16 protein-coding genes are annotated in these 13,063 nt (G+C 64.1%); 5 read left to right on the plus strand and 11 right to left on the minus strand.

All coding sequences use genetic code 11. From position 1 onward, the window contains the following. Together QX048_RS32405 and QX048_RS32410 are read right to left on the minus strand one after the other, a co-directional pair. The gene (locus QX048_RS32405) at positions 1-753 is read right to left on the minus strand and encodes a hypothetical protein (protein WP_315717680.1); all 753 of its coding nucleotides are present in this window, start codon (positions 751-753) and stop codon (positions 1-3) included. Positions 754-975: 222 nt separating this feature from the next. Continuing rightward, a complete protein-coding gene (locus tag QX048_RS32410) occupies positions 976-1,371 on the minus strand; it encodes a hypothetical protein (RefSeq protein ID WP_315717679.1) in 396 nt (131 codons plus the stop codon). A gap of 556 nt (positions 1,372-1,927) precedes the next feature. On the opposite strand from QX048_RS32410, the gene QX048_RS32415 reads away from it, so the two are divergent. Together QX048_RS32415 and QX048_RS32420 are read left to right on the plus strand one after the other, a co-directional pair. Then, on the plus strand, positions 1,928-3,115 hold the full coding sequence (locus tag QX048_RS32415; RefSeq protein ID WP_315827832.1) for an acyltransferase: 1,188 nt from the start codon (positions 1,928-1,930) through the stop codon (positions 3,113-3,115). A 130-nt stretch (positions 3,116-3,245) separates the two neighbouring features. After that, positions 3,246-3,458: a hypothetical protein gene (locus QX048_RS32420; RefSeq protein WP_315717677.1), complete on the plus strand. Its 213-nt coding sequence runs from the start codon at positions 3,246-3,248 to the stop codon at positions 3,456-3,458. A 75-nt stretch (positions 3,459-3,533) separates the two neighbouring features. Here the strand turns inward: QX048_RS32420 and QX048_RS35310 are convergent, their stop codons facing one another. Beyond that, complete coding sequence (locus tag QX048_RS35310; protein WP_409999270.1) at positions 3,534-3,773, minus strand: hypothetical protein; 240 nt, start codon at positions 3,771-3,773, stop codon at positions 3,534-3,536. 456 nt (positions 3,774-4,229) lie between these two features. On the opposite strand from QX048_RS35310, the gene QX048_RS32425 reads away from it, so the two are divergent. Together QX048_RS32425 and QX048_RS32430 are read left to right on the plus strand one after the other, a co-directional pair. Next, positions 4,230-4,415, plus strand: a complete 186-nt coding sequence (locus QX048_RS32425) for a hypothetical protein (protein WP_315752594.1) — start codon at positions 4,230-4,232, stop codon at positions 4,413-4,415. A gap of 158 nt (positions 4,416-4,573) precedes the next feature. After that, a complete protein-coding gene (locus tag QX048_RS32430) occupies positions 4,574-4,768 on the plus strand; it encodes a hypothetical protein (RefSeq protein ID WP_315827831.1) in 195 nt (64 codons plus the stop codon). 66 nt (positions 4,769-4,834) lie between these two features. Here the strand turns inward: QX048_RS32430 and QX048_RS32435 are convergent, their stop codons facing one another. The 4 genes from QX048_RS32435 to QX048_RS32450 form a co-directional block, all read right to left on the minus strand. After that, positions 4,835-5,281: a host attachment protein gene (locus tag QX048_RS32435; RefSeq protein WP_315827830.1), complete on the minus strand. Its 447-nt coding sequence runs from the start codon at positions 5,279-5,281 to the stop codon at positions 4,835-4,837. A 70-nt stretch (positions 5,282-5,351) separates the two neighbouring features. Further along, on the minus strand, positions 5,352-5,765 hold the full coding sequence (locus QX048_RS32440; RefSeq protein WP_315752592.1) for a DUF3775 domain-containing protein: 414 nt from the start codon (positions 5,763-5,765) through the stop codon (positions 5,352-5,354). A gap of 202 nt (positions 5,766-5,967) precedes the next feature. Further along, a complete protein-coding gene (locus tag QX048_RS32445; protein ID WP_315827829.1) occupies positions 5,968-6,432 on the minus strand; it encodes a hypothetical protein in 465 nt (154 codons plus the stop codon). A gap of 114 nt (positions 6,433-6,546) precedes the next feature. Next, entirely contained in the window at positions 6,547-7,257 is a 711-nt protein-coding gene (locus QX048_RS32450) for a hypothetical protein (protein ID WP_315827828.1), read from the minus strand. Between the two features lie 222 nt (positions 7,258-7,479). Between QX048_RS32450 and QX048_RS32455 the strand changes: the two genes are divergently transcribed. Further along, positions 7,480-7,863 (plus strand): VOC family protein, encoded by a 384-nt coding sequence (locus tag QX048_RS32455; RefSeq protein ID WP_315827827.1) that lies wholly within the window; start codon positions 7,480-7,482, stop codon positions 7,861-7,863. A 16-nt stretch (positions 7,864-7,879) separates the two neighbouring features. On the opposite strand, the gene QX048_RS32460 is transcribed toward QX048_RS32455, so the two are convergent. The 4 genes from QX048_RS32460 to QX048_RS32475 all read right to left on the minus strand — a co-directional run bounded on the left by QX048_RS32460 (position 7,880) and on the right by QX048_RS32475 (position 13,016). After that, positions 7,880-8,341, minus strand: coding sequence for a hypothetical protein (locus QX048_RS32460; RefSeq protein ID WP_315752605.1), 462 nt, complete (start codon positions 8,339-8,341; stop codon positions 7,880-7,882). A gap of 120 nt (positions 8,342-8,461) precedes the next feature. After that, complete coding sequence (locus QX048_RS32465) at positions 8,462-11,143, minus strand: PAS domain S-box protein (RefSeq protein WP_315827826.1); 2,682 nt, start codon at positions 11,141-11,143, stop codon at positions 8,462-8,464. 113 nt (positions 11,144-11,256) lie between these two features. Then, positions 11,257-12,060: an NUDIX hydrolase gene (locus QX048_RS32470; protein WP_315827825.1), complete on the minus strand. Its 804-nt coding sequence runs from the start codon at positions 12,058-12,060 to the stop codon at positions 11,257-11,259. Positions 12,061-12,062: 2 nt separating this feature from the next. Then, the gene (locus tag QX048_RS32475) at positions 12,063-13,016 is read right to left on the minus strand and encodes a dihydrodipicolinate synthase family protein (protein WP_315827824.1); all 954 of its coding nucleotides are present in this window, start codon (positions 13,014-13,016) and stop codon (positions 12,063-12,065) included. Positions 13,017-13,063: the final 47 nt, after the last annotated feature.

The following is a 13,063-nucleotide window of genomic DNA, read 5'->3' on the forward strand; positions in this document are numbered from 1 at the left end:
TCACCCGATCGGGAAGATGCCGAGCAAGGTGCCCGCCAGTGAATAGAGGGCACGATCGTCGATGATGTCGCCCTTGATGATGGTCACCGTATATTGGGCCGAGCCCAGCGCAGCATATTGCACCGTGATGCCCGCCTTCCACGTCGTCGCGCCGATCGTGATATCAGCGGCGAGGACCGCAGTGATCTGGGACTGCGAGACGATCGGCGTCCAGACCGGAATTCGTCCCTGGTACTGGAATGAGACGTAGGTCGTGTTGTTGGTGTCGCCGCTCGGCGTCGTCACCACGTTGCTGTTCGGGCTGGTCGGGGTGTTCACCGTCGGCAGCGCCGTGAAGGCCGCGCGCGGATATTCCTCGGTCCGTGCGGTCGCGGATGGCGCTGCCTTGACATCCAAACCGATCGGGAAGATGCCGAGCGTCACGCCCTGGAGCAAGTAGAGCCCACGATCGTCCACGATCTCGCCCGAGATGATGGTCACGGTGTACTGGGTCGATCCCAGCGCCGCATACTGGATCGTAATGCCCTTGCGCCAAGTCGTTGCGCCGATCGTGATGTCAGCCGCCAAAACGACTTGAGGTTGTGCCTGCGAGACCACCGGCGTCCAGACCGGAATGCGCCCCTGATACTCGAACACGAGCTGCGTCGTGTTGTTTTGATCGCCCGTCGGCGTCGCGACGACCTCGGTGTTGGGGCTTGTGGGAGTGGTAACGACGGCAGGAGCCGAAAAACGCACGCCTTCATGATGAGCCATGGCTATCTCCTTTTATAAAACACAGATCAAAACCCGCAGTACGCAACTGCCGGCGCGGCTGAAACGAATGGAAAATCGACTAAGCTACCAATGATTGAAATCTATCAGAGGTTGTGGCGTGTAACAGGGTTCGCGACGGTGGTCAATCGGGCCAGATCACAGTCTTCCCCCAACGCCCGGTCACATTCTGGTGTTTACATTTCGGGCGAAGCCGGGCGTCGCTCAGCGGCTGACTTGTTTCCGAAGCATCTGCATCGCTCGCTTCATCGCTGCGGACCGGATGAACGAGCCGAGCACGAATCCGGTAAAGCTGCTCTCCTTTCCGGAATCGACAATCTCCCCGCTCATCGTGACCGTGTAGTAGCGACCCATCGGGTGCATGGTCACCGTCAGCCCCTTGCGCAGGACAATGCCTGCAATTGCAATGTCCTCGGTCAGTTCGACCTCTACTTCGCCAATCGACACCAGCGCTCTCCAGCACGGGATCGTACCGTTGAAAAAGAAGGTCACCCAGGTGCTGTCATTCGTGTCGAACGTTGCAGCCACCTGCGCATTGCAATTCGTCGTCAGCTGGGTGTTGACGGTTTGATCGGTGAGCTGAGATGGCGCAGCGGGCAAGGCGGCTTCCGTCCTCGTTCAAGCGCTCAGCGTCATGCAAAATGACCAGCCGGAGGGTGACAAATAACTAGCCGCCGCCGGTTTGCGAGTCCATTTGCAATCCGGTCCCGGCCCCCGCCCGGACGGGGGCTCCGCACCCCACGCAGGTGCGACCATGGCCCTGGCCGTCACCTCCCGCGGATCGAGGAGTCCCGGCGGCTTTTCGCAACAGGCACGATCCGCTGCAGGAGCTGCTCTACCCGGATTTCTTCAAACTCTGTCGGCCTGTTGCCCGACCTTCCCGCCGATCGTCTGCCGCGCCGGGAAATCGCTCGACCGTTGGCCGCCGATGCCAAGGCTAATTTTTCTATATTTTTCAGTTCGTTGACAGCAACGTGCAACGCCGCCACGGCGGACGTCGGAGCGATCACGGTGCAGAGTCATCTCTGGCCTGAACGCCAGATCGTCGCTCGAGCGGGCGGCAATCCCCGTCTCCGGCCGGCGTCGGGTTGCCTCCAGGCCCTGCTGTTTCTACAACAGCCGGAGCGCCTCCCAAGCATCAGGACCATCCCTCAAAGTGAACGAGCAACGCTTCATCGGCTCGCTGACCGGCTTACGCTTCGTCGCGGCCGCAACGGTCGCCGTCGGCCATGGCGCCCCGTCGTTGGCGCAAGGCCTGCTGCCCGAGCTCATCGCACAAGTCAGCAGCATCGGAATGACAATGTTCTTCGTGCTGAGCGGATTCGTCCTGTGGCTCAACTATGCCGCACGCTTCCAGTCGCAACCGCTCGGAAGCGCTCTTCGCGAATTTGCCATCGCGCGCTTCGCCCGGCTCTACCCCATGTACGCCGTGATTACGCTCGCAGTCGTCGCATACGTCGTGATCGCGCGAGGTCTCTCGGCCCCGTCGCTCGGCTTCATCCTCACGATGACGCAAGCCTGGTTTCCCGTGCAGAACGGCACCATGCTGGTCGCAGTCGTGCCGTCGCTGCAGCACCTCTGGTCCATCAGCGTGGAGCTGTTCTTCTACCTGCTGTTTCCATTCGTCTGCCTGCTGTTTGCAGCCGTCGTCCGGCTGCCCACGATCATCTGGATCGCGCTGGCGAACATCGTGACGTTCGCGCTGACGATCGCGGCCGCCTTCACCTTCGGCGATGCGTTGCTACGGGCCGCCGCGCCGAGCCTTACGCAAAACGGGATGCAGTGGCTGACCTACTACTCTCCCTATCTTCACATCGCTCAGTTCCTGGCCGGCTGCCTTGCCGCCATGATCTACAGGAACCGCGCGGATGCCGGCGTCGGTGATCGGGAGCGACGCTGCGTGAGGCTCCTGTTCTGGCTTTCGCTGGCGAGCCTCATCTGTGCGCCTGTGCTGCTGTTTCTGCAGCCTCGTCTGCCCGGCTGGTCGTTCGCGATCGAACTTGCCGTACGTCTCATCGAGATCTCGGGATTTTCGATCGTCTTCGTCGCAGCCAGTCGGTACGGTCATGCCGCTTGGCTGTCGTCCAGAGCCCTGATCATTGGTGGCGAATGCAGCTATTCGATCTATCTGCTGCATCCCTTTCTCATTCGGCTTGCGATGATCGGAAAGTCAGATGCTCCTGGCGCTCTTGAGCTCGCACTGCGGCTCGGTCTGTTCGTTGCGATTGCGACGGCGATGGCCTGGGTCACCTACATGCTCATCGAGGCGCCCTCGCGAACATGGTTACGGAAAGCCTTCGGCACGAGCGCACCGCGCGACGTGATCCATGCGAGCCCGGTCTGAGCGCGCCGGGTCATCGGTCGGCCCGTTGCTTCGCGGTGCCCTTCTACCAGCGGTTTATTCGGACCATTTTGCACGAATTTAACATGATTGCCGCCAATCTCAGGCCTCCGGAACGGCAAGGGATGCAACGATGATTGTTGAGATCAAGGCGATGTGCGAAGCCAACGGGACCGTCCTTGCGACAACGAGCTACGACGATACCAACGAACGGGCGCGGGCGGTCGCGGTCATCGCCTTGCTCGAACAGGTGCTGGCGCATTCGGAGACCGCTGGGGATCAGCGCCTGTTCACTTTGGACGTCTCGCCCGTGTCGCCAACGGCAGCAGCTTCGTCTGCCTCCTGATACAAGGCCCGGCAAGGCTCGCGGCAGCCGGCAGTCCGATCCACGCTCCCGCGCCGATGATCAGCCATCGTATGTTCACCTGCTGACACAGGCCTTCGCCTGTTTGCTCCATTTGAACGCGGTTCCGCACGGCGGCCTTGGCCGAGCGCCCGCAGGGCATTCGTTCCACACCGGCGCTCCTACCTCCCAGCCATTCACGACGCAGCCGCCATTCGGCGCGACGTGGCACCCAGGGCCGCAGGACTCATTGGCGACCAACCGGCCCGCCCCTGCCGCAAGGCCGGTCAGCAGCACGACCCAAAACATCAGCCTCATCGCTTCGCTCCATTGGCTCTGAGGCGACGAGCCCCTGCGACCGCGCCCCAGCGGAAACCATGAAGGTGCCAAACCGTTCCTCCGTCTGTCCCCGCCTGCTCGGGCTGAGATTTCGTCGGAGATCGTCGCCGCCAGCCTGTGACGAAACACCGCGTCGCCACCACACTCCAGCCCTACTACGCGCACGACTGCGCCATATCCGTGCACGGGAATGGGAAACCATGTAGCGAGAAGGTTTTCACCATGTTGGGCGATGATTGCGCAGCCTGGGCGAGCCGGAAGCGAAAAAGTCACCTCTCCACGCCAGTTGATCAAGGCGTTGGGGCGCGCGCGCTTAGAAACGTGACGAGCCAAACAACATCAGGAGCCGGCGGCACGAACTGCCGGCCAGCCTTGGATCGTCCGGATGCGTGCCGGACGGGCCGTGGCGAATGCAGGGAGCGATAGATCGACATCATGACACGAAAGCTTTCAGTCCGCGAAGTCATCGCCAGATCCTATCCCAGTTGGGACTATGCCATGGCGGACCGGTTGATCGCATGGCTCGATCATTGCGGTTACGAGATCGTGGAGAAGAAGCCGGAGCGCACCGCGGCTCTCGTGACCGATGACGCGCGGCCACACCTGATCGGCGCTCGATGAATGGAGCCCCTTCCGCCGGGGCGCTGTGAACGATCGGCGCTCCTCAAGTGGCAGCGCTCGGGCGGCGCAGGAACTGCGCATCCCGTTCTGGGGTTCAAGATGACAAGACCAACGCTCGACGTTTCATCGAGCAGCATGAGATCAGGGAAGGATCACCAATGTCTCGCAAGCTCACACCACGCCAGGTCATCGCACGCTCCTACCCGACCTGGGATTACGCCATGGCCGATCGCCTGATCGCTTGGCTGGATGATTGCGGCTACGAGATCGTCGAAAAAGGAGCTGCGCACCTGGGCGCAAGCTTGGTGCCTGCTGCGCCGGAATCGACACCGTCGCATGAAAGCACACATTGATCCCGTCGCGGTCACCGGGACCGCGAACAGGGTCTCCGGACAGTCATTGGCATGAGAAAGCCCGACTCAGGCGAGCAGTTGTTTTTCGATTTCGTAGACCGGAAGCTTGACCAGATCCTTGTGGACCTCGCCATGCAGCGCCTTTCGTACCGCGTCGGAATAGTCGGCGCGGATGATCCCGAGCGCGCGCGGCGACGCCACCATCGTGACGGCTTTGGTTTCGCCTGAAATGACAGCATGATGCAGGCGATCAGCAAGCTGCTTGAGAAAGGCGCGCTCAGCCTGATCATGCCAATCCGTCTGATCCACTGAACTCCGAGCATTGCCGAATGACTGCTGCACCGAGCCGGGAGCGTCGGTGCCCTGAGCGCTCGTGCGGTCGTTCTCCTGCTCACGGACCTCTTTGGTGTGCAGGTTCGGAAACATGCTGTCACCGACGTTCTCGAGGATCAGCGCCTTGCGCCCGTCGCACACGACGATCCAATCACCGGTTCCGACCTTCATCTTGTCCATGAGATTACTCCATCATCCGAATTGCAGCGAAGAATGTGCTGGCGAGCCCATCGGGAGAAACTGCCCCCAGCTATATGCCTTCTTCGAAATCTTCCAAGGAAAGGCCGAACTCCGAGAGAGCCTCCTCCAGATAGTCGCCGAGCATCGGAGTTTCGATCAGGTACGTCGCGGTGCGATTGTTGTGTGCCTGAGCGGCCTGCGCACGAAGCTCATCCCAATTGTCCAGCGAGCCGTCGCCCCGGCCCAGCCACATCAGCGTGACCAGATCGATCTGTTCGTCGACATTGAGGCCCCTGATGAAGCTGACGAGCTCCGACCTGTCAGTGTTCAGGCCTCGCCCAGCGGTACCGGGCGCCGCGTCGTCATCTGCCAAATCTGCCAGCAATTCGGGTTCGGTCGCTTCCATTTCGTGCTTGTGGATTTTGGTCACGACGAAGGCGACCTTCTCCGGCGAGATTGAGAGGGTGGGCGTGGTAGTCGTCATTCAGCGTCTCCTGGGTCCCCGGGCAAACGCTCCCAGGTCCCATGCAGAGACGCTAGGCGTTCCGGAAGGAGCGCACTTTGCGCAAGATCAAGGCAGCGTGGCGGCGTGAAAAACGGCGCAACAGCCCGCGCGAGTTCAACCGCCCCGCGGCGCGATTGCAGCGGGACTGCTTGGATCGACCAGGGACTGCGGACGATCGATACTACCAGGTCCAATCGAAAGAGCCGACACGCGGCTGCTGCGCGACCAGGATCATCGGTCTGCCCGGATGAGCTCTTGCGATCCTTCGCTTCTTCACCTCTGCAGCCGGCTTGCCTGTGTCGGCAATCCGGGTCGCGCGAGGCTTCTCGGCGGCCTTCACTGCCGCAACCTGCGGGTTGGCCTCGACGGCGCTCATCTGCGCGAAGGCGTCGCGGGGACTGCTCTTGGCGACTTCTGCTGCAGGCTGCTCCGCCTTCGCGAGCTTCACCGGAGCTGGCGTGGCGATCGAGGTGTCCATCACGATCCGCTCCGGCCACTTTCTCGTGGACTGAATGCGCACCGGGGGAAGATCCGACGCAGACGACAGGCTTGCAGGCAATGGCACGCTGGGAAGCACGGCATCCGCCAGGACGAGCAGCGCCAGCAGAGTTCCACCGACGAACATAAAGTAACGCAGAATGGGCATAATTTACCGCTCCGTCGGCACCTGCGCCGACATCCACCTAACGGAGGATCATGACAGTATGTTCCCGCGTCGAACGCTCGGGTTCAAAGACCGCGGGAGACTAGCGCGACATAATTAGATTTTCGTCGCTGCAACCAGCGCGCATTTGGCCGCGCTGACGTTAACGTTGACGAATCCGACATGGACCGCCACGAAGGTCTTCCGGCTGCGCGACCCGACTTGGCCGGGCACGATCCGTCGGCGGTCGGTGACGCGACCACCGTCCCGCCGGCTGAAGGCGCAGGTGATTTCGATGTCCTTGATTGCGAAACTGTTGGCATTCCGTAGCGTGAAGGTCACCAGCGCCTTCGATCCAAGACCGCCGCGCCGCCAGGACTGGGAACTGATCCGCAGGCCGGACAGAGCCGCCGGGTCGAGCGCAGGGGATGACGCAGGCGGCATCGTCGGCGACAGGCTGGCATTCGCGTCCATGACGTTCCGGCCGGAGCCGACCACGGGGGACGAATCGGGGTACGGATTGGATGCATCCGCCAGACCGGGCACCACGGGCGAGAGCCGACGCGAGGTCTCAGTCCCGTCTTCGTCTCCTTCGTAGCCGCTGCTCGGGGGGGCCGATCCGACCCGCGTGAGGCTGGGGTCGGCCACCTCCTCCTCTTCGACCGACATGATCAGCCACCCGACCGTGCTGAACATGACCAGCGCGAAGATCGCCAACCCCGACACGGCGGCTCCCAAAGGGATGGACGCTCCGTCGCTTCGGCGCATGGCCAGCGACGCCGCGGCATCGGGCTTGCGTCCCAGCAAACGAAAGAGACCCGCGCTCATGTCTGCACCATCGGCTGCCCGGCGGGGGCATCTGGAAGCTTCAATCGGCAAACATCGATAGGGTTGCATGCAAAGCCGACAATTGGAGGGCAGGCCCGGATACCGGTCGGTCGGCCGGGCTGGCGCGGCCGCTGACAGAGCGGTAGACATCCGCACACTTTGCGACACCTCAAGAAACGCCGCCGCGCCGCGGGCGGTTCACTCTTTCGAAAGATCTCGACGATGTTGAATGTCACGTGGGACCACATCCATCTCCGCAGTCCGGACCCGGAAGCCACCGCGAGCTGGCTTCACGACATTCTCGGCGGCGAGATCATCCGCAATCCCGGCCGCATCGACGTCCGGCTCGGCGGTGCCAGCGTGTTCATCGCCAAGGTCGAGCCGGCCGACGGCGTCAACGCGCCGCCGGTGACGCCGCACCAGGGCCTCGATCATTTCGGCCTCACCGTGAAGGACATCGACGCCGCGGCCGCCGAGCTCAAGGCCAAGGGCGTCACCTTCACGACCGAGCCGACCACGATCCGCCCCGGTGTTCGCATCTGCTTCATCCGCGGGCCGCAGGGCATTTCCATCGAGCTCCTGGAGCGCGACAAGAAATACGTCTGACCGCCGCCCCGCACGGCTACGTCATGCTGCCCGGCATGAAGCAGCGAATCTGGAGGCCCTGATAGCCGCGCATCGGCCATACCATGGTGCGGCCGACACGGTTGGGCTCGGTGATGACCGCGTCGTCGGGAACATCGAGCCATTCCCCCTCGATACGGACGCGGTAGTGACCGCCCCTGCTCTCCCAGTCGACATCGCTGACGGCGCTGCCGTCGGCGTCAGAGCAGCATGGGCCCTTGCCGCTGCGCAGACCGTCGAACCATGCCTTGATCTCCGGCGACGAGTTCGCATACTGGCCGCGATCACGCGCCAGTGACGGTGGCGCGGCGAGTGCGATCAACAGCGCCGCACTGCTGACTTGGACAGGCGGCTTCCATCGCGCCACCGCCTGCCGCCTCGAACCCGTGTTGCTGATGTCGGCACGATCAGCGCGATGCGGCCCATGGCCGCGGGACACGATCCATTTGCTCATTTCCATCTGGTCCATCTGGCTCCTGCACCACCCCAGGGTGCGCGGGATGGAAATGCATCAACCGGGCCAGATTTCGATTCGATCTCGGCTTCGTGAGAGTCAATCCGGGGGGTTACGCAGATCTCCCTACTCGGCCGCCTGCTCGAGAGGTGCGACCCGCGGCAGAATGATCTGGATGCGCGTGCCCGCGCCAGGCTCGGAGTCCAGATCGAGCCGGCCGCCGAGCCGGCTGGTCACTATGCTGTAGACGATGTGAAGGCCCAGGCCGGTGCCGCCCTGGTCGCGGCGCGTCGTGAAGAAAGGATCGAAGGCGCGGCGGCGGACGTCGAGCGACATGCCGCAGCCATTGTCGGAAAAGACGATCTCGACATTGTCGCGGCCGGACTCCCGCGCCCTGATTTCGATCACACCGCTCCTGCCGTCCGGAAACGCGTGCGCGACCGCATTGAGGAACAGATTGGTCAGGACCTGCCCGTAAGGCCCGGGGTAGCTGTTCATCACCAGATCGGGCTGGCAATCCACGTTCACCGTCAGGTTCTGTCTGCGCACACCCGGGCGCAGGCTCATCACCACCTGCTCGGTGAGATCGGCGAGATCGAAGGTGCGCTGATCGGAGTAGTTGCGGTCCGCTGCAACCTGCTTGAACGACTGGATCAGTTCGGCCGCGCGATTGAGGTTGGCGACGAGCTGCCCCGCGGCGCTGCGGCTCATCTCGATGAACTCGTTGAGGCTCGACCGCCGCAGCTCACCCCGGGTGACCGCCTCGCCGAAGCGCTCGGTCTTGCGCTCGAGCGCGGAGGCGACCGTCAGGCTGATGCCGACGGGGTTGTTGACCTCGTGGGCAACGCCGGCGACCATACGCCCGAGCGCCGCGAGCTTCTCGGCTTCGATCAGCGAGGCCTGGGTGTCGCGCAGGTTCCGGAGCGCCGTCTCGGCGGCCTCCTTGGCCTTGCGCATCTCCAGTTCGCTCTTCTTGCGCTCGCCGATGTCGAGCGCCACCGTGACGATCTTGTCGACCTCGCCGTCGGCGTCGAGAAGCGGCAGCTTGTTGACCAGCCATTGCCGCATGACGTTGCATGAATCGAGGTATTCCTCCTCGTAGAACCCGAGGCCGGCCTTCGTCGCCAGCACGCGCTTGTCGTTCGAGTCCGTCTTGTTCGCGCCGTAGCGCGACATCAGCTCGCCCGTGGTGCGGCCGAGCGCATCCTCGGGCTCGACGTTGAAGATGCCGGCCATGTAGCGGTTCATCAGGACATAGCGCAGCTCGCGATCCTTGACGTTGATCACCGCCGGCACCGTGTCGATGACCTGCTGCAGCAATCGCCGGCCTTCGGCGATCGCGTCCTCGGCGCGCTTCTGATCCGTGATGTCGCGGACCACGCCTTCGTAGCGAACCACCTCGCCGTTCTCATCCCGCACCACCGTGCCGCTGTCGGAAAGCCAGCGGATCTCGCCGGTGCGCCGCCGCACCTGGTATTCGAACTCGCGCACCATGCCGTCGCGCCGCATCAGCCGCTGATAGCGTTCGCGCGCCAGGGGATGGACATAGATCGTATCCGCGATGTCGTTGACGCTCTGGATCAGCTCGCTCGCGGATTCGTAGCCCATGATGCGCGCGAGCGCCGGATTGGCATTGAGCACGAGACCACTCGGTGTGGTCACATAGATGCCGTCGATCGAAGCTTCGAACAGCTTGCGATAGCTCTCCTCGGCCAGCCGCTGCTCGGCCAGCGCGCGGACCGCCGCCTCACGCGCCGCGTCGGCATCCTGCAAAGTCTGCCGGAAGACTTCCGCCGCCCGCGCGATGTCGCCGATCTCGTTCTGAACGTCGGTCTGCGGGATCGACGCCGCCTTTTCGCCCGCCGCCAGCGCCCTGATCGAGCGCGCGATCGAGGCCAGCGGCCGCACGGTGCGCCGGACCACGAAGGACGCAGCGAAGATGCCGATCAGAACGCCCGCCGTGCCGAAGATGATGCTTTGCCATTTCGTCTCCGCCAAGGTGCGGGCGAAGTCGCGCGACAGCACCTTGCCCTGGCTTGCGCTCAGGGCGCGCAGCAACTCGGTGACCCGGCCGATCAGCCGCCCCTCGATGCCCAGCACCTCCTTGTCGAGGCGCGCGATCTCGTCCTCGGTGCCGGCAATGGCGATGATCGCCTCGGCATAGCGGTCGGCGGCCGCACGAAGCGCGCTGTCCTCGATCGGCATTGCGCGCATGCTGCGGGCGGCCTGCTCGGCGCCAGCCGGGTCGCGCGCCAGCAGCGCCGCGCCGACCTGATTCTGCACCTGGAACAAGGCCCGCGCCGTGGCGCGATCAGTCAGGCCGGCGATGGCGTCCTCGAAGCTCTCGCGCGCCGCCGGCAAACCCGATAGCAGCTCGGCACGCCGCGCGATCAGCGCGCTGATGCGGTCGATGCCTTCGCGGTAATTGGCGAGCCGCTGGGCAACGCCGTCGATGGTCGCCTGCTGCTCCGGTGCGAGCTGCAGGCGCGTCTTCTTCAGGAGCGCGCTGAGCTCGGTCGCCGCCTCCATGGCACGGTCGGAGCGCGAGCCGGGATCGGTGACGAAATCGCGCGCCGCGAGCCGCAGCTCGTTCATGCGCTGGTCGATCTCCTCGGCGAGATCGCCGACGCCCTGCAGCCGCTGCAACTCGGCAAAGGTCGAATCGATATGCCGAATGGCGATCACGCTCGCCATGCTGGTCGCGGTGATGACGGCAAGCAGCAGCAAAAAGCTGCCAAAGATCATCCGCCCGATCGTCATCGATCGGAGGCTGCTGCAGGCCGTGTCGAGGTCCGGTAATCTACTCATGGGATCCGATGGTCGGAACCGCACTATATACGAGCCGCCGGGCGGCCAAATGAACATATAGAGAACAATTTTCGTCCGCGCATCATCCGCCGGACGAAAAATAGCCTGTGCGGTTAACCGGCCGCACCGAACTCGAACACCTCCCCATCATAGCCCGCCTCGCGCGGAATGCGCAGCTGGCGACCGCCCTCGGCGGTCTTGGTCATGACCGGCATCACGGTGACGATGTCCATGTCCCGCGCCGCCGCCAGGGCGTCGGCCACCGCGGGCTGCTTGCCGAGCCGGATCAGGTTGCGCGTGGTCGGGAACGGCAGCTTGAACCGGCCGTCCTCGCCGCCGGCCAGCGCCTCGCGCGGCGAGACCCAGACGGAGTCGGTCGATTCTCGGCCGTCATGGGCGCCGAGTTGGTCCGGCGGCGCCGCCGCCAGAAAGAACCAGGTGTCGAAGCGCTTCGGCATGCCCTCGGGCGTGATCCAATGGGCGTAGGGAACGAGCGCATCGAGCGCCAGCACCAGACCGTGAGCTTCCAGAACCTGGAGAAAGCTGATCTTGCCCTTGCACAGCGCCAGACGATGCGCCGCCTCGATGTCGCGAGCGGCAGCGGCCTCGATCAGCGCGTCCGATCGGCGCAGCCGCGCCAGCAGGATGCCGCTCTCCTCGAAGGTCTCGCGCACCCCGGCGATGCGGAAGCCGAGCGCCTCGGCTTCAAGACCCTCGTCGCCGGCATAGAGCTCCGGCCTGCCGGCGATCTCCTGATCGCCTCTGTCGACGCTACCGCCGGGAAACACCAGGGCGCCCGAGTTGAACTCGATCTGATGGTGACGCACCATCATAAACACCTCGATCTCGCGTGCGACTGCGCTGTCGCGCAGCAGCAGCACGGTCGAGGCGGGTCGGACGGCGGCAGCGTCAGCCATGGTCACTCCGCGGCGGTGGCACGAGGTTGCAGATTGGCACGCGCGTCGTAACGCGCCACGCGCGACAAGAGATAGTCGACCTCGGCCCTGGCCGCGGCCGTGATCGCGGAGGCCGGCCTGCGCTGCGCGCTGGAGGCGATCGCGCCGCGCTTCTGCAGCACGTATTTGCGCACGGCCAGCCCTGCCCCCGGCTGCTGCTCGTAGCGCACCAGCGGCAGATGCGCGTCGAACAGGTCATGCGCGGCGTCGCGCTTGCCCGCCTGCGACAGCTTGACCACGTCGACCAGCATTTCAGGGAAGGCGTAGCCGGTCATGGCACCGTCGGCGCCGCGCTCCATCTCGAAGTCGAGGAACAGGCCGCCATTGCCGCACAGGATCGACAGCGGCCGCAGCGAGCCGTCCTTCTGGAACGCGCGCAGCGTCGAGATCTTCTCCAGGCCCGGCCAGTCCTCATGCTTGAGCATCACGCAGGAGGGGCTGTCCATGACTATCTTGCGGATGACGGCCGGCGTGAACTGGACGCTCAGCGTCAGCGGATAGTCCTGCAGCACCCACGGAACGTCCTCGCCGATGGCCTCCTGGGCCTGCTTGAAATAGCTCGTGATCTGATCATCGGTGCGCAGGCTCGGCGGCGGCGCGATCATCACGCCGGCAGCGCCCGCATCCATCGAGGCGCGCGCCAGTGCGCGCATGGTGGCAAAACCCGGCGCGGAGACACCGACGATGATCTGCAGGTTCTTGGCCCGCTTGGCAAAGCGCACTGCAACCTGCTCGGATTCAGCGGCGTCCAGTTTCGGCGCCTCGCCCATGATGCCCAGCACGGTGATGCCGTCGCAGCCGGCCTCGGCATAGAAATCGACCAGCCGGTCGATCGAGGCCTCGTCGATGCGACCGTCATCATGGAACGGCGTCGGCGCGATCGCGAAGGTGCCTTTGGCGGCGGCGGTGAGCTTCATCTCGTCTGGTCTCCAATCTCTCTGGCGTCATTCCGGACGCGCCAGGC

It is taken from the genome of Bradyrhizobium sp. SZCCHNS30572 (genome assembly GCF_032484415.1).
Lineage (GTDB): Bacteria > Pseudomonadota > Alphaproteobacteria > Rhizobiales > Xanthobacteraceae > Bradyrhizobium.